The sequence below is a fragment of the Imbroritus primus genome (assembly GCF_964332355.1).
GTDB lineage: Bacteria > Pseudomonadota > Gammaproteobacteria > Burkholderiales > Burkholderiaceae > Imbroritus > Imbroritus primus.
In genome coordinates, this window is the sequence record NZ_OZ201293.1 from 2,587,806 (window position 1) to 2,604,273 (window position 16,468).

Annotated in this window: 15 protein-coding genes; 11 read left to right on the top strand and 4 right to left on the bottom strand. The window is 65.4% G+C overall.

Annotated features, from left to right (window positions below):
• The first annotated feature begins 7 nt into the window (after positions 1–7).
• The 4 genes from ACQ3C8_RS11875 (at position 8) to ACQ3C8_RS11890 (ending at position 3,730) form a co-directional block, all read left to right on the top strand.
• The gene (locus ACQ3C8_RS11875; protein ID WP_428853073.1) at positions 8–841 is read left to right on the top strand and encodes a M48 family metallopeptidase; all 834 of its coding nucleotides are present in this window, start codon (positions 8–10) and stop codon (positions 839–841) included.
• 114 nt (positions 842–955) lie between these two features.
• On the top strand, positions 956–1,363 hold the full coding sequence (gene gloA / locus ACQ3C8_RS11880) for a lactoylglutathione lyase (RefSeq protein ID WP_009523440.1): 408 nt from the start codon (positions 956–958) through the stop codon (positions 1,361–1,363).
• Positions 1,347–2,261: a DMT family transporter gene (locus ACQ3C8_RS11885; protein ID WP_428853074.1), complete on the top strand. Its 915-nt coding sequence runs from the start codon at positions 1,347–1,349 to the stop codon at positions 2,259–2,261. The genes gloA and ACQ3C8_RS11885 overlap by 17 nt, the downstream gene beginning before the upstream one ends.
• Positions 2,262–2,401: 140 nt before the next feature.
• On the top strand, positions 2,402–3,730 hold the full coding sequence (locus ACQ3C8_RS11890) for a hypothetical protein (protein ID WP_428851683.1): 1,329 nt from the start codon (positions 2,402–2,404) through the stop codon (positions 3,728–3,730).
• A gap of 80 nt (positions 3,731–3,810) precedes the next feature.
• On the opposite strand, the gene rsmA is transcribed toward ACQ3C8_RS11890, so the two are convergent.
• The 4 genes from rsmA to ACQ3C8_RS11910 all read right to left on the bottom strand — a co-directional run bounded on the left by rsmA (position 3,811) and on the right by ACQ3C8_RS11910 (position 9,917).
• Positions 3,811–4,632 carry a 16S rRNA (adenine(1518)-N(6)/adenine(1519)-N(6))-dimethyltransferase RsmA gene (gene rsmA / locus ACQ3C8_RS11895; protein WP_009523443.1) on the bottom strand — a complete coding sequence of 274 codons (822 nt, stop codon included), beginning with the start codon at positions 4,630–4,632 and terminating at the stop codon, positions 3,811–3,813.
• 191 nt (positions 4,633–4,823) lie between these two features.
• Positions 4,824–5,864: a 4-hydroxythreonine-4-phosphate dehydrogenase PdxA gene (gene pdxA, locus ACQ3C8_RS11900; protein WP_428851684.1), complete on the bottom strand. Its 1,041-nt coding sequence runs from the start codon at positions 5,862–5,864 to the stop codon at positions 4,824–4,826.
• Positions 5,865–5,866: 2 nt separating this feature from the next.
• Positions 5,867–7,345 (bottom strand): peptidylprolyl isomerase, encoded by a 1,479-nt coding sequence (locus tag ACQ3C8_RS11905; RefSeq protein WP_428851685.1) that lies wholly within the window; start codon positions 7,343–7,345, stop codon positions 5,867–5,869.
• Positions 7,346–7,484: 139 nt separating this feature from the next.
• The gene (locus ACQ3C8_RS11910; protein WP_428851686.1) at positions 7,485–9,917 is read right to left on the bottom strand and encodes an LPS-assembly protein LptD; all 2,433 of its coding nucleotides are present in this window, start codon (positions 9,915–9,917) and stop codon (positions 7,485–7,487) included.
• A 228-nt stretch (positions 9,918–10,145) separates the two neighbouring features.
• Between ACQ3C8_RS11910 and ACQ3C8_RS11915 the strand changes: the two genes are divergently transcribed.
• The 7 genes from ACQ3C8_RS11915 (at position 10,146) to ACQ3C8_RS11945 (ending at position 16,231) form a co-directional block, all read left to right on the top strand.
• Positions 10,146–11,177: an aminoglycoside phosphotransferase family protein gene (locus ACQ3C8_RS11915; RefSeq protein WP_428851687.1), complete on the top strand. Its 1,032-nt coding sequence runs from the start codon at positions 10,146–10,148 to the stop codon at positions 11,175–11,177.
• A 2-nt stretch (positions 11,178–11,179) separates the two neighbouring features.
• On the top strand, positions 11,180–11,899 hold the full coding sequence (locus ACQ3C8_RS11920) for an AzlC family ABC transporter permease (RefSeq protein ID WP_050981103.1): 720 nt from the start codon (positions 11,180–11,182) through the stop codon (positions 11,897–11,899).
• Between the two features lie 8 nt (positions 11,900–11,907).
• The gene (locus ACQ3C8_RS11925) at positions 11,908–12,237 is read left to right on the top strand and encodes an AzlD domain-containing protein (protein ID WP_037030478.1); all 330 of its coding nucleotides are present in this window, start codon (positions 11,908–11,910) and stop codon (positions 12,235–12,237) included.
• On the top strand, positions 12,237–12,950 hold the full coding sequence (murU, locus tag ACQ3C8_RS11930; protein ID WP_009523450.1) for an N-acetylmuramate alpha-1-phosphate uridylyltransferase MurU: 714 nt from the start codon (positions 12,237–12,239) through the stop codon (positions 12,948–12,950). Before ACQ3C8_RS11925 ends, murU begins: the two co-directional genes overlap by 1 nt.
• A 128-nt stretch (positions 12,951–13,078) precedes the next feature.
• Positions 13,079–14,449 carry an aminopeptidase P N-terminal domain-containing protein gene (locus ACQ3C8_RS11935; protein WP_428851688.1) on the top strand — a complete coding sequence of 457 codons (1,371 nt, stop codon included), beginning with the start codon at positions 13,079–13,081 and terminating at the stop codon, positions 14,447–14,449.
• A 194-nt stretch (positions 14,450–14,643) separates the two neighbouring features.
• On the top strand, positions 14,644–15,087 hold the full coding sequence (locus ACQ3C8_RS11940; RefSeq protein WP_428851689.1) for a hypothetical protein: 444 nt from the start codon (positions 14,644–14,646) through the stop codon (positions 15,085–15,087).
• Positions 15,077–16,231, top strand: coding sequence for a UbiH/UbiF/VisC/COQ6 family ubiquinone biosynthesis hydroxylase (locus tag ACQ3C8_RS11945; protein ID WP_428851690.1), 1,155 nt, complete (start codon positions 15,077–15,079; stop codon positions 16,229–16,231). Before ACQ3C8_RS11940 ends, ACQ3C8_RS11945 begins: the two co-directional genes overlap by 11 nt.
• Positions 16,232–16,468 lie beyond the last annotated feature (237 nt).

A 16,468-nucleotide genomic window follows, 5' to 3' on the forward strand; every position in this document is an offset into this window, starting at 1 on the left:
ACCGCGCCTGCGCCGTGCCCGTCCGGACGCCAGCAGCGCGGAAGCGCAGCTCGAACTGCCGCTGCTCGGCCCCGAGGTCGCGCCCACGCCACCACCGACCGCCCCGGCGCCGCCCGGCACGCAGCAACGTACGCTACTGCTCGGCGAGCGGCCGCTGCCCTATATCCTCAAGCGTTCGTCCCGCCGCACTATCGGCTTTACCATCGATGATCGCGGCCTGTCGGTCACGGCGCCACGCTGGGTGCGCATGCACGACATCGAATCCGCGATTGCGGAAAAGCAGAAGTGGATCTTCAGCAAGCTGGCGGAATGGCAGCAGCGCGAGGCCACGCGGGTCCTGCCGGTGATGCAGTGGTGCGACGGCGCGACCATGCCGTTTCTCGGCAGGCACATCACCCTGCGGCTCGATTCGCCTGCCGGCATCCTGCTGTTCGATGCGGACAGCAATATGTTGCAACTGGCGTTGCCCGCCCAGGCCACGACGCAACAGATCCGCGACCGCGTGCAGGGCTGGCTGCAGCACCAGGCCAAGCGGCTGTTCGCGGAACGCCTCGATTTCTACGGTGAACGGCTCGGCATCCGCCACCAGTCGTTTGCGCTCTCCTCGGCCGCCACGCGCTGGGGCAGTTGCACGTCGGACGGCGTGATCCGCCTCAACTGGCGGCTCATGCATTTTCCACTGGCGCTGATCGACTACGTGGTGGCGCACGAACTGGCGCATCTGCGCGAGATGAACCATGGTCCGCAGTTCTGGGAAACAGTGGAGTCGATCTTCCCGGAATTCCGCGATGCCCGCGAGCGCCTGAAGAATCATCCGCCCACCCTGCTGCCCACCTTCTGACGATTTTTTCCGGCGTTGGCGAGGTCAGCAGCCACCGCCCGCCGCCTCAGCAACATCCGCCCCGACGCGCTATCATTCCGGTTCTCCCCTCCCGCACTTCCCGAAGGAATTCCCATGCGATTGCTCCATACCATGCTGCGCGTCGGCGACCTGCAGCGCTCGATCGATTTCTATACCAAGATCATGGGCATGACACTGCTGCGCACCAGCGAGAACCCCGAGTACAAGTATTCGCTCGCCTTCATCGGCTACGGCCCCGAGACCAGTCACACGGTGCTCGAACTGACCTACAACCATGGCGTGGACAGCTACGACCTTGGCTCGGCCTACGGCCATATCGCCATCGAGGTGGACGATGCCGCCGCCGCCTGCGCGCGCATCCGTCAGGCCGGCGGCAAGGTCACCCGCGAAGCCGGGCCGGTGAAAGGCGGCACCACGGTGATCGCCTTCGTGGAAGATCCGGATGGCTACAAGGTCGAGCTGATCGAAGCCAAATCCCGCTCGACTGACCAGCGTGTCTGATGCCACCCGCAAACCCCTCGACGGCTTTGCCATCAGCGTGATGGTGCTGATGTGCGCCGCGTGGGGCCTGCAGCAAGTCGCCATCAAGGTGGCAGCCCCGCAGGTCGGACCGGTCATGCAGGCGGCGCTGCGCTCGTGCCTGGCCAGCGTACTGGTCCTGCTGTTCATGCTGGTACGTCGCGCACCGCTGCTGGCGCGCGACGGGACGTGGCGCCCAGGGCTGCTGGCCGGTGTGCTGTTCGGCCTGGAGTTTCTCTGTATCTTCGTCGGACTTAGCTACACCACGGCCTCGCGCATGGGCATCTTTCTCTATGTCGCCCCGGTCTTCACGGCGCTTGGCCTGCACTGGTTCGTCGCCGGCGAGCGCCTGCGGTCAGGACAATGGGCCGGCGTGGCGCTAGCCTTCGGCGGCATGCTGGTGGCGTTTGGCGACAGCTTCACGCACGCCCCTGTCGCCGGCGCGGCGTCCACCCTCCGGGGCGACCTGCTGGGTCTGCTGGCCGGCGCGTTGTGGGCTGCCACCACCCTGGTCGTGCGCGCCACGCGGCTGTCGAACGCGCCGCCCAGCAAGACGCTGCTGTACCAGCTCGCGGTGTCGGGTGTGCTGCTGATGGCGATGGCCATTGTCACCGGACAGGCAGGCGCCATGACGCTGACTCCGCTCAGTGCCGCGAGCTTGCTGTACCAGGGCGTGATCATCGCCTTTGCCAGCTATCTGGTGTGGTTCTGGATGTTGCGGCGCTACCTCGCCTCGCGCCTGTCGGTCTTTTCCTTCCTGACACCGCTGTTCAGCGTAACCTTCGGGGTCATGCTGCTACACGAGACCGTGAGCATGCAGTTCATTGCCGGTGCGCTGCTGATTCTGGCCGGGATCATGCTGGTGAACCGGCGCCGCTGAACTCGCATCACCCCTCCTGCACGGGTGGGACGCCGCCCGTTTCACTACTTTACATTTGGGCGTAACAGAAGGCGTATCATGCCCGGACAATAACAGCGCTCCCCCACTGAACGTTTCAACGTCAGGATTTCACATTCGCCATGGGGAACCGCGATCTCACACACATCAGCGCCGGCGCCGGTCACGCGTTTGCGCTCCATACCGCATCGCCACGCGATACCAACCAGGATCAGGCAGCGCCGCGAGACCTCGTCGCATTGTTCCGAGGGTACCCGAATATCGGCGCACACATTCTCGGCTTTCTCCCCTCGGAAGCGGTCAACCGTTTTTCACAAGCGAGCCGCGCGACCAATGCGCTCTCTTTGCGCGAACGCTACCAACGGGCCCTTGAGATCAAAGGAAGTGCCCTTGCCGTCCCCACCGACTGCGCGAATATCATCAGCAACACGCTGCTGCGGCAGCACCACCAGCTTCCCGACTTCCGTTTCTTTGGCTACACCGAGCGCAGGTCCTTCCTGAAAAAGAAGATACCGGGGATCACCCGCGAACAGATCGTTGACGCACGTGATCCCCGCAAGCCGGTAGACCTATCCTATCTGAAGCATTACGCTCACGCGCTGAATTTTTTCCGGCCCGAACGTACCCCAGCCTTCTCGGAAGAAAGAGTGCTCCACTTCGTCGATGCATGGATGGACAGCATTGCCCCATACCTGAGCGGGGAAACGGACCGGCCGAGCGCAGCGCAAGGCACCATGACGGCCGACCTGTGCGCCTTTATTGCGAGCCAAGGGCACCCCGGGGCGCTCGACCGCATCTTTTCGGGCCGCACGCCAGAGGTGAAGCGGAAACTGGTCAGGCTGCTCTGGAAGCATTCCATGCGCTCGCGCAGGGAATGTTCGGCGCACCTGCCACTCTACGGACGGACGATGCTGCTGCAGGATCTGGCAGCGACGGCCATCGGCATGCCATTCGGTGTCACGCTCTACAGGATCAGCGGCACGCTCCAGCAGATACCGGGCCAGCCGCCATTCTTCCATGCACGCGGGGTTAGATTTATCGAGGCCTTTCTGGACGCCATGGGTCCGATCCGCCAAGACAATCTCCTCAGCATCCGTAGCGCGTACAAGGATGAATGCCGGATGTACGATCCGAAATTCATGGCGCACCAGAAGCTGTTCATCGACTACCTGGCTATTCGCTGCGCCCTCGCCGACAAACCCCAATTACAAAATCAGATGCCGGCCACGCACGCTGCATGGAGCCAGCCCGCCAAGGAGCGCGCCCCTTTGCTGCGCGCATATCTGAAAAGCATCGGCGCCCGGCATGGGCATATCCCCGACGGTCACGACAGGCACGCTGCCTATAACGAGGGTCCCGGTGTCAGCGTGACCTATGTGCGGCAGCAGCCCGCAACACTGCTCGATGGTGTCAGGGATTTCGTTTCCGAGGTACGCGACCATTCGGCATGATGCGATACGCGCCGCTCACTGCGGCAGAGGTGCCACACAATCCACACTGAGAGAACCCAGGCACCCGTTCGCGTATCAGCTCAGGCTGTACCATCGAGTGCCCCTGCCAGGGCAACATATTCCGCCACCGGCACTTCCTCCGCGCGGCGGCCGAGGTCAAAGCCGAGTGCGTCGAAGTCGAGGCGCTCGCGATACGCGGAGAGCGTGTTGCGCAACACCTTGCGCCGCTGCGAGAATGCCGCATGCACGATCTCGCCGAGCACTGCCATGTCGCACGCCGGGTACGGCGAGCCACGGCCGGCGGCGGTCGGCGTGGTAGGCCAGGGAATCATGCGCACCACGGCTGAATCTACCTTGGGCGGTGGATTAAACGAGCCCGGCGGCACGTCGAGCACCATCTCCATGTAATAGCGTACCTGCAGCATCACCGACAACCGGCCGAAGGCCTTGGAGCCAGGTTCAGCCACCATGCGTTCGACGACTTCCTTCTGCAGCATGAAATGCTGATCATGCACCACGTCCGCAAATGCCGTGAGATGGAATAACAACGGACTGGAGATGTTGTAGGGCAGGTTGCCGACGATGCGCAGTGGTCGCCCTGCTTGCTTGAGCGTACCGAAATCGAAATCGAGAGCATCGCCGGCATGAATCTGCAGGCGCTCGCCATGGCGTGACTGCAGTCGCGCCACCAGGTCGCGGTCGAGTTCGACCACATGCATCGCGGGAATGCGCTCGAGCAGCGGCACCGTGAGGGCGCCGAGGCCGGGACCGATCTCGACAAGCACATCGTCGCGCTGCGGATCGATGAGATTGACGATGGACGTGATGATGCCTTCGTCCACCAGAAAATTCTGGCCGAAGCGCTTGCGGGCGATGTGCCCCTGGTGTGTCGATGCGCGCATGAAAGATAAAGCTGCAGAAAAACCGCAAAACCGTGTTAGCCCATGTGGCAGGCTAGCACCGGATAAAAAAATGGAATGGCGACGCAGGCCGGAGCAACGCCTGGTTCCCGCCTACCGCATGATACTCCCGGCAGCTGGCGCACCGTCCGTGGAACCGCCCGGGGAGCCCCCTGCACCACTGGCCCCTTCACTTACGCCGTAGCGTCACGTGCGCTCAGTTCGCAGCGCGCCATGTCGACGGCCGCCTGCAAGGCGGCGCGCATGCTGCCGTATTCGGCGCGCCCTGTGCCGGCGAGGTCAAGCGCCGTGCCGTGATCGACCGAGGTGCGAATCAGTGGCAAGCCGAGCGTCACGTTGATGCCATGACCAAAGGTACCGTACTTGAGCGGTGCGAGGCCCTGGTCGTGGTACATCGCCAGCATGCAGTCGGCATCCTGCAGATAGCGTGGCTGGAACAGCGTATCGGCCGGATACGGACCGCGCACGTCGAGGCCGTCGGCGACCGCCTGCTGCAGTGCCGGGATGATGACGTCAATTTCCTCGCGGCCCAGGTGTCCCTGCTCGCCCGCATGCGGGTTAAGGCCGGTCATCAGGATGCGAGGCTTCGGAAGCCCGAAACGGCGGCGCAGATCGTGCGCGATGATATGCAGCGCATCCACCAGCAGCGGCGTGGTGATGGCATCGGCCACCGCGCGCAGCGGCAGGTGCGTGGTGGCCAGCGCCACGCGCAGCATGGCGTTGGCATGGGCGGGCTGCGGGCCGGCCAGCATCATCACCACGTGCGGCGTGCCGGTGCGCTCGGCGAGGTATTCGGTGTGGCCGGTGAAAGCGATGCCGGTATCGGCGATCACGCTCTTCTGCAGCGGTGCGGTGACCATGCCTTGGTAGCGGCCATGCTGGCAGCCGTCGATGGCTTCGTCGAGCACTGCCAGCACATAGGCGCCATTCTGCGTATCGAGCTGGCCCGGAATGCAAGGGACGCCCAGCGGGACATGGGCGATGGCGACACGTCCGCTGTCGAGCGCACGTTGCCATGCGGGCGCGATGCCGAGCAGGGCGGCGCGTTCCGCCAACAAGGTGCGGTCGCCAATGACGGTATACGTACAGGCGTGGTGAGCGGACCCTGGCGCCTCCATTTCCGCCAGCAGCGCCTGCAGGGTGATGTCGGGCCCGATCCCGGCGGGTTCGCCAGTGGTAATAGCCAGGCGCAGCGGCGCGGCGGTGCCAGCCATGATTACTGCTGCCGGTTGACCCGGTATTCCACGTAGGCGTTGCCGCGCAGCTGCCGCAGCCAGTCTTCCTGCGCGGTGCGCAGCTTGTTGCTGCGGATCGTGGCGCGGGCAAAGTCGCGCTGCTTCTCGGGCGACAGTTCGCCTTCGCGGCGTTCCAGCACCTGGATCAGGTGCACGCCGAACTGCGTGACCACCGGTTCGGAGACCTCACCCGGACGCAGCTTGTCCATGGCCTGCTCGAAGGCGGGCACCAGCTCGCCCGGCGAGACCCAGCCGAGATCGCCGCCGGCCTGGGCGGAGCCATCCTGCGAGAACTGGCGGGCAGCAGCGGCAAAATCCCCGCCGCCGATGGTGATGCGGTCGCGCATCGTGCTCAACTGGCGGCGTGCCTCGGCTTCCGGCATGTTGGGACCAGTGCGGATGAGGATGTGGCGGGCATGCGTCTGTGGCACCTTGATGCCGGCCAGATCGCCCGAGCCGGCCCGCTTGGCAACCAGCTTGATGATATGGAAGCCAGCCGAGGTTTCGAGAATCTTGTCGCTTACCTGGCCCGGCGTCAGATCGAGCACCGCGTTAGCAAAGACCGCCGGCAGTCGGCCGATCTGCCGGAAGCCGAGCGCCCCGCCCTGTGCCGCCTCGGGCGCATCGGACTGCGCAGCCAGTTGGGCAAAGTCGGTACCAGCCTTGGCCTGCCGCAGCAGGCCCTCGGCCTTGGCGCGGGCTTCAGCCTTCTGCGACTCCGAGGCGTTCTCGGGCAAGCGCACGAGCAGATGCGCCACGTTGTATTCCTCGGGACCGGTTGCCTGCGAGCCGCGGCGTTCCGCCAGGAAATTATCGATCTCACCGTCGTAGACCTGCACTTGCCCTTCGATCTCACGGTCGCGGAAGCGGCTGACCTGGATCTCGCGGCGCAGCTCCTCGCGGTACTTGTCAAATGGCATGCCCGAGGCTTCGATCTGGCGGCGCATCTCGTCGACACTTACCGAATTCTGCTGGGCGATCTGCGCAATGGTGCGGTCGAGTTCCTGGTCGTTCACGCGGATGCCACCTTCCTGTGCGGCCTGCTGCTGCACCCGCTCCAGGATCAGGCTCTCGAGCGCATTGCCGAGCAGGTCGGGACGCGCCGGCACGGGTCGGCCGCTGGAACGCATCTGCTGTTCGATGAGCGCGGCGCGGTCGAACATTTCCTTGCGGGTGACCACGCTGGTATTGACCACCGCAGCCACTTCATCGACCAGTTGCGAGCGTTCGCTGCCGGGTGCGGCCGGCGGTGGCACCTGGCTGAGGAAGCCGGGCCGCGGCGCGCTGGCGCCACCAAATAGGCTGCCCGGGGCGGCCGCCGCACCGGATGGCGCCGCAGCCGGCGCCTTGGTCCCGGAACGCGCGGCTGGCTTGCGCTCGGCGGCAACGGCGCCGGTCACCAGGCCACAGGCACACAGCAGACTGATCAGGGTCGAGAGCGCGGTCGATTGTGATTTCATAGACATCCGTTGCGTAGCGGTTACTTGAAGTCGGTTCAAAGACGGAGCATAGCGGTTCTGGCTGCACACCGGGCCATCGAGCATACGGGCGGGACAGCAGGATCATGTAAATGTGCCAGCATCATCGCGAAACCGTCTCTTACTCGTATTGGTCCAGGATGGAAGGCGTGACCTGCCTGGCGGGCACCGGCTGATAGCCGGGCACGTTCAGCTTGATCACGTCGATCGGATTATTGCCGATCTTGGAGAAGCCCTTGAATTCGATCTGCGCGAAGATCTGCGAGGTCGAGCTGCCGGCCGTGTTGCGATAGCGCTGGTAGGCCAAGCGGCCGACCCAGCAATCCGCATCGTACTCGAATCCGGCCAGCGTGTCGGTCATGGTGCGCTGGTTCATGTCGTAGTTGACGCGGCCGATGCCATACAGGCGCTGCGTGATCGGCCATTGCCCCGACAGCTCGAACTGCTCGAGCGCGTTGTTGTCGAGGACGGTCGTGCCACGGCGATAGCGGTAACCGACGTTCAGCACCTGGCGCGGGCCCGGTTTCCATGCCAGCGCGATATTGGAACGGATCACCCGCTCGATCTCGCGGTTGTACTGGATGCCGGTATCGAAATAGTAGTTGCGGAACAACTGGACCGTGGCGCCGAGCAGCAAGTCGGAATACTTCTGGTCAGATGGGACGGCGGTCCCGGCAATCGACACCCGCTGACCGTTCAGATCGACGCGCTGGGCGATGGTGCCGCGGAACCGCTCGATGCCGGTCTCGGCCTCGATCAGCCGGGTGGTCACGCCAACCGTCACCTTGTTGTTGTCGGCGATGCGGTCGTAACCGGTGAAGGGGTTCTCGCTGAAGATCTGCCCCATGCCGAAGTCCGACTCGGCCGTATCGAACAGCGGAATCTGGGATTGCTCGCGGAACGGCGTGTAGACGTAGAACAGGCGCGGCTCGAGGGTTTGGATGAAATTCCGCCCGAACAGCCGCGACACGACCGGTGCGTCGCGCTCGAAGGTCATGCCCGAGTCAATGCTGAAGGTTGGCACGGTCCGCGTGATGTCGCGTGGCGCGCCAACCGGCATGTGGTCGAGCCGGTAGCTCGCGGCATTGAAAGTGGCCTTGGGCGTGACGAACCAGCCAGCGCGCACGATCGGATAGCTGATCGACGGCTGGATGAACATGCGCTCGCCTTCCGGGCTGCGCTGCAGGTTCAGGTCGAGCGGCTTGGTGAAGCGCGTGTAATCACTTTCCACCGAGATGTCGAAACCGCCGAGGTCATACTTGGTATAGCGGACATTGAGCTGCGGTTCGCGCTCATACGACGGCTGGCTGGGCGGCAGGACCTGGAATTTCTGGACGCGAGCCAGAACGGCCCAGTCATCGCCGATGTTGTAGCGGACGCCGCCTTCCTGCGTGTACTGCCGCTGCGAGGCGATGCTGAGCGTGCGTCCCATGTCGTCCGGATAGCGCGCATCGGACACGCGGTTCAGGTTCACATAGGCCTGCATGCCCGGCAGCAGGTTGTGCTGGTGCTGGATCGAGTACGACCAGCGGTCGCGGTCCAGCTGACGGTCGTTGGGCAGGAACTCGCCGCGCCACTGGCCGGAATAGTCATTGCCGAGATAGCGGAATTCGGCACCCAGCTGTGCCCCGCGCCGTGACATCAGGCGCGGATAGAGCGTCAGGTCGCGATTCGGTGCGAGGTTGAAATAATACGGAACGGTCAGGTCGATGCCATTGCGCGAGCCGAAGCCGAAGACTGGCGCGAGCACGCCGCTGCGACGCTCGTCTGACAGCGGGAAGCTGAATACCGGTGCCGCGAGGATCGGTACCCCGAAGAAATGCAGCGAACCGTTGTAGCCCGTACCGACCTGCCGGCCGGTATCGAAATCGAGCCGGCTGGCACGGAAATACCAGTCGGCATTGTCGGGCGTGCAGGTGGTGTAGGTGGCGTTCTGGACGCTGGCGTGGTCGGCATCGAGGAAATCGATGCGGTCGGCCCGGCCGGACCCACCGGTCTGCTGGAAATAGTAGTTCGGCGTCTGCATCGTGCCTTCGCTGGCATCGACGCGATATCGCGCCTGCGGCCCGACGAAGAGCGCACCGTCGCGCGAGAGTCGAACATTGCCATGCGCCGTCGCTTCATCGCGGTCCTGGTTGTAGATCAGCCGGTCGCCCTTGACGACGGATCCGCCGCGCCGCACTTCGCCATGGCCTTCGAGCTGGATTTCCTGCTCGCCGATGCCGGTCATCTTGTCCGCGGAAACGAAGGTTGGCTGGCTGTCGTCGTTACGCGAGCTTTTTGGCTCGGCCAGGCGCGGCACGAGGCCACCGGCGTCGACTGCGGGCAAGGCTGGCGTCGTCTTGCGGGGCTGGTCCTGCTCCGTCGGGAAAGGCGCCAGCGTGGACGCGGTCTGAGCGAATAGCGGCATGGACAGCCCAGCCATCGCCAACAGGAGGGGGCGCAGCCGCAACGCAAGCGGAACGTGGCCGGACTTGCCGAACGTGCCGAACGTGCCGAACAATCGGGCAGAATGGCGCGGCAGTCGTTTCCGGGTACGGTTGAGTACTGTCATCGATCAAGTCTGGTTAATCCTGGTGCCGCAAGTTTGCTGTGCCTGGTCCCGAATGCCTGCCGGGCCACATGCCAAAGCGCGCCGCGGACGGCAGCTTTACTGCGCCACCGCCCTCGCCGCCCCGCCCGCCGCTTCTTGCCGGACGCTACCGCAGACGGGCGCCGGACCGGCTGCTGAGCCAGGGTATTGGTCGGGTATTATACGGGCATCAAACCCGAGTCCCACCGCATGCAAGAACAGTTACACGATCCGCGCCTGGCCCAGCTGCGTTCCTGGCTGCAGTCCCTCGGTCCGCAATGGCCGGTGGATCTCTCTTCACTTGCGCCAGCATCCAGCGATGCCAGTTTCCGGCGCTACTTCCGCGTGACCAGCACGCATCCGGACCACCCCACGCTGATCGTCATGGACGCGCCGCCGAGCCATGAAGATTGCCGGCCGTTTATCCATGTCGCCCGGCTGTTCGGCGCGGCTGGCGCCACCGTGCCAACGGTGCTGGCCGAGGATCTGGCGCAGGGCTTCCTGCTACTGGCCGACCTCGGCAATACCACCTACCTGTCGGTGCTCGATGCGGACAGCGCCGATGCACTCTACGCCGACGCCACCGACGCGCTGGTGCGCATCCAGCTGGCCACGCAGGCAGGCACCCTGCCGCCTTACGACCGCGCGCTGCTGCAGCGTGAGCTCGATCTGTTTCCTGAGTGGTACGTGGGCAAGCATCTCGGCGTGACGCTCGATGATACCCAGCAGACCACGCTCGCCGGCATCAACGAGGCGCTGATCCGCAACAACCTGGCGCAGCCGCAGGTATACGTGCACCGCGACTACCATTCGCGCAACCTGATGCGCACCGAGGCCGGCAACCCCGGCGTGCTCGATTTTCAGGATGCGGTGATCGGCCCGGTAACCTACGATGCCGTCTCGCTGTGGCGTGACGCCTATATCAGCTGGGATGAAGAACGCCAGATCGACTGGGTGGTGCGCTACTGGGAAAAGGCGCGCAAGGCTGGCCTGCCGCTCACCGCGGATTTCGGCGATTTCTACCGTGACTTCGAATGGATGGGCCTGCAGCGCCACCTGAAGGTGCTCGGCATCTTCGCGCGCCTGTCGCACCGCGATGGCAAGCACGGCTACCTCGATGATATGCCGCTGGTGATGCGGTACACGCGCGCCGTCGCGGAGCGCTACAGCGAGCTGCGCGCCCTGGCACGCCTGCTCGATGCCCTGGAAGGCCGGGCACAGGCCGTCGGTTATACCTTCTGAACATGGACGCGCCTGACCAGCGGCATTCCGCATGGACCGCCTGGTGGGCCGGTGTTCGCGCCCTGACGCCCATGATGCTGGGCGTGCTGCCGTTCGGCCTGATCTTTGGCGTGCTGGCCGTCAACGCCGGCATGCCCGGCTGGCTGGCCGCGCTGATGAGCGTGATCGTCTTCGGCGGCGCATCGCAGATGATCCTGACGCAACTGTGGGCAGCCGGCACGCCGGCCCTGCTGATGGCCGCGACGGTGGCTATGGTCAATCTGCGCCATGCGCTGTATTCCGCCGCCATCGCCCCCGCGCTGGCACACCTGCCACGCCGCTGGAAGCTGCTGCTGGCCTACCTGCTCACCGATGAGGCGTTCGCCGCGATGGCGCGCCGCCTCGAAGACCGCAGCCCGGCCCGTCATTGGTTCTTTCTCGGGGCGGGACTGACGCTGTGGTGCGGATGGCAAGTGTCGACGATTCTCGGCGTGATCATCGGCAAACAGGTACCGATGAATTGGCCGCTCGACTTCTTTCTGCCCCTGACCTTCATCGCCATCATCGTGCCAGCCCTGCATACGCGCGCTCATCTGGCTGCCGCACTGGTCAGCGGCACGGCCGCGGTGGTCTTTGCCACAATGCCGTACAAGCTCGGCCTGATGCTGGCCGCCTGCCTCGGCATCGCCGCCGGCAGCCTGTTGCGGCGCCCCTCGGCCGTGCCGGCGGAGCCGCAGGCATGAGTCCGGCCATGAGCATGAGCGATACGTTGACGCTGCTCGGCGTGTTCGCCATGGCCGGCGCTGCGACCTACCTGACCCGCCTGTCGTTCATCGCGCTGGAAGGCAAGCTGCGCCTGCCCGCATGGTTTCGCCACGCCCTGCAGTTCGTGCCCGCCGCCATTCTCACCGCGCTGATCACGCCCGACCTGCTGCTGCGCAATGGCGCCCTGGCCCTCGGCTTCGACAACCATCGTCTGCTCGCCGCCATCGTCGCCGTGGTCGTGGCAGCATGGTCGCGCAGTGTGGGCCTGACCATCGCCATCGGCATGGGTGTCCTGATTCTTCTGGAAATGTTGTGATGAAAGCCATGATCTTTGCCGCCGGACGCGGCGAACGCATGCGGCCGCTGACCGACAGCTGCCCCAAACCGCTGCTGCCGGTCGCTGGCAAACCGCTGATTGTCCGGCAGATCGAAGCGCTGGCCACAGCCGGCATCCGCGACATCGTCATCAACCATGCATGGCTTGGTGCGCAGATCGAAGACACGCTTGGCGACGGCACGCGCTGGGGTGTGCGCCTGCAGTATTCGCCCGAAACGGAGGCCCTGGAAACCGCTGGCGGCATCGCGCAGGCTGCGCCGCTGCTGCAGGGTGCGGGCAATATCTTTCTCGCCGTCAGCGGCGACATTCTCAGCCAGTATGACTACGCACAACTGGCCGCCCCCGCGGCGCGCCTCGCCAAGGCGGCGCAGCCGGGCATGCACCTCGTGATGGTCCCGAACCCGGACTTTCATCCAGCCGGCGATTTCGTGCTCGATCCGCACGGTGTACTGGCGCATGATGGCTCCGGCGAACGCCTGACCTTTGGCAACATCGGGCTATACGACCTGCGCATGTTCGCCGGCATCGCACCCGGCACGCGCATGGCCATGTCGCCGCTGTACCGCGAATGCATCGCTGCCGGACGCGCCACGGGCGAGCGTTACGACGGGCTTTGGGAAAACGTCGGCACGCCCGCACAGCTCGATGCGCTCGATCGCCGCCTGCGCGCGGTGACTATGCCTGGCCGCTGAGCGACCGCGACGGACCGCTGACGATCCACCGGGCCGCCCGCTCCTTCAGGCACGTTAGAATGTCTCAACCGATTTCCCCCGGATGCACGCGCGGTGCGTTGCGTCCGGCATCCCCACAGAGCCCGACCATGACTGCCATCGATATCGCCCTGCCCCCGGTCTACCAGGAACGCCGCCAGCGCCTGATGCAGCAGTTGCGCGCCCACGGCGGCGGCGTGGCCATCGTGCCGACCGCGCCCGAGGTCATGCGCAACCGCGACAGCGACTATCCCTATCGCTTCGACAGCTACTTCTACTACCTGACCGGCTTCACCGAGCCGGAGGCCGTGCTGGCGCTGATCGCCGGTGCCGACGGCAGCCAGCGCAGCGTACTGTTCTGCCGGCCCAAGCATGAAGAGCGCGAGATCTGGGATGGCTTCCGCTTCGGCCCGGCCGCCGCCAAGGATGCGTTCGGCATGGACGAGACGCACGCCATCGAGAACCTTGATTCGATCCTGCCCGACATGCTCGCCAACCATGCCCTGGTGGCCGCACCGCTGGCCGACTCCGGCAATATCGACCGGCAGATCCGCCGCTGGATGCGCGCCGTGCGCGCCCAGGGCCGTGCCGGCATTGGCGTGCCGGCCCAGCTGCTCGACGTGCATGCGCTGCTCGACGAGATGCGGCTGTTCAAGGATGCGCATGAACAGGACATCATGCGCCGTGCCGCGCGCATCGCCGCCCACGGCCACGTGCGTGCCATGCAGACGGCACGCCCCGGACTGCGCGAATACCATCTCGAAGCCGAGCTGCTGTATGCCTTCCGCCATGCCGGTGCGCAGAGCGTCGCCTACAATTCCATCGTCGCCGCCGGCGCCAATAGCTGCGTACTGCACTACCGTGCGGGCAACACCATGCTGCAGGACGGCGACCTGTGCCTGATCGACGCGGGTTGCGAGCTCGACGGCTACGCCTCGGACATCACGCGCACCTTCCCCGTGAGCGGGCGCTTCAGCGGACCGCAGCGCGCCCTGTACGACATTGTGCTGGCCGCGCAGCAGGCCGCCATCGACCGCACGCGCCCCGGCGTCCCGTACAATGAACCGCACGATGCGGCGGTCCGGGTGCTGGCGCAAGGCATGCTCGATACCGGCCTGCTGAACCGCGATGCGGTCGGCACGCTGGATGACGTGATCGCCAATGGCGATTACCGGCAGTTCTATATGCACCGCACCGGACACTGGCTCGGCATGGACGTGCACGACGTCGGCGAGTATCGCGCCGCAGCCGCCAACGGCGGCGAGCGGCCGTGGCGCGCGCTGCAGCCCGGCATGGCACTGACCGTGGAACCCGGCATCTACGTGCGGCCGGCCGAGGGCGTGCCGGAACCATTCTGGCATATCGGCATCCGTATCGAGGACGACGCGATCGTCACCGCCAGCGGCTGCGAACTCATCACGCGCGATGTGCCGGTGGAGGCCGATGCCATCGAAGCGCTGATGCGCGACGCGCGGCCCTGAAAAGGACGATGGCGGCGCGATCGCGGCTTCGGAGGATGGTGCGGGGTAGGACTCAGCCTGATCCGGCCAAATCCGAGTGATTCCGGTTGGGATGCCCATCCCCGGGGGACCACGCGCCTCACTGACCGGGCAAATCGACCCGCTACGATGCGCCGCCAGCGGCGTGTCTCAATCCAGATCCAGCAGGAGACCCTATGTTGAGTTTTCTTCAGCGGCTGTTCGGCGCCGGCCGGCGCGACAGCCAGACCCCATCCGGCACCGCCGGCAGTGCCGATGCCGCGGTCGATCCAAACGCACCCTTCATTGCCTCGTTGCACGACGACCGCGTGGTCGTCCACCTGCCCAACGGCAAACGCGAGGAAGTGGAGTGGGACAAGCTCGAAACCGTGGTCGTCCGCCATATGAACGAAGGGAGCTGGGCTGACGAGAGCTGGCTGATCCTCGTCGGTACCAGGAAGAGCCGCCAGGGTTGCGTGGTGCCTTCGCACGCCGAGAACTTCGCGGCGCTGCTCGAACGGGTCCGGGCGCTTCCCGGCTTCGACACCGAAGCATGCGAGCGCACCCTGGCCACGCCGGGTCCCGATACCGTGTGCTGGGAACGCGGCAAGTCCTCTGCCGCGCAAGCCCGTGGCAACTGACACCTTCGACATCGCCATCGTCGGCGCCGGGCCGGTCGGGCTCACGGCGGCGCTGTGGCTGCTGCGTACCACGCAGTGGCGCATTGCGCTGTACGACGCGCGCGACCCGGAACTGGCGCATGCCGATCCGCGCACCATCGCCCTGTCGCATGGCAGCGCCACCCTGTTGCAGAGCGTGGGCGCTTGGCCGCTGCATGCCACGGGCATCGAACACATCCATGTCTCGCAGCGCGGCTTCTTCGGCCAGACCACGCTGCATGCCGCCGACTACGGCGTGCCGGCGCTCGGCCATGTGGCGCGCTACGGCGCGGTCAGCCACCGTCTGCACCAGGCGCTCGATGCCTACGCTGGTGATCCTCGCCTGACCCTGATCCCGCGCACGGCGATCACGGCGCTGGAGCAGGCTGACGATCATGTCGTCATCCGCACGGCTGAAGGTACCGCCACAGGAACAGTCGCCACCGCCACGCTTGCGATCCAGGCTGAAGGCGGCCTGTATCACGAGCAGGCGGGCAAGAGCCGGCAGCACGACTACCAGCAGACCGCCATCGTGTCCCATGTGACATGCGAAGCGCCGAGGCCGGGCTGGGCTTGGGAGCGTTTCACCACCGAAGGTCCGCTCGCGCTGCTGCCGCAGGATGACGGTTTCGCACTGGTCTGGTGTTGCACCGCCGCGCACGCTGCCGAACGCATGGCCATGACGGATGCCGAGTTCCTTGCGGCGCTTGGCGAGGCGTTCGGCCAGCGCATGGGACACTTTCTCACGACCACGCGCCGTCATCATTTTCCCCTCGGCCTGAACGCCGCAAACGAACTTGTCCAGGGCCGCATCGCCGCTATCGGCAATGCGGCACAGACCCTGCATCCCGTGGCCGGCCAGGGCCTGAACCTCGGCCTGCGCGATGCCTTCGTGCTAGCCAGCAGCCTGCGCGACAGTCTCGACCCGGCGGCACTGCGGCACTTTGCCCGGCAGCGGGCCGTCGATCGGCGCCTGACCATTGGCGCAACCGATCTGCTGCCGCGCCTGTTTGCCATTCCGTCCGGCCTCGCTGGCCACGCGCGCGGGGCAGCGCTGGCGCTGTTCGACCTGCTGCCACCACTCAAGCGCTCGGTGGCGCGGCACATGATGATCGGGCAACGCTAGCGCGGTGAAGGCATCCGGACAGGAGATCATGCGGCACGTTGCTGGCGGGATGCCTGACGCCTCAACGCATCGCCTGCGCGGCGTTCCTTTAGGGAAAGCACGCGATAATGCAGCGCCCACGATGCACTGCATCATCGAAATCCTCCATGGGTGTCCCTTTCGCGCGCAAATTTTTGCCTAATATTTAGGCATCCGTCGATTTTGGCGGTAGAATAGCGCCTCACCCATAACATTCGA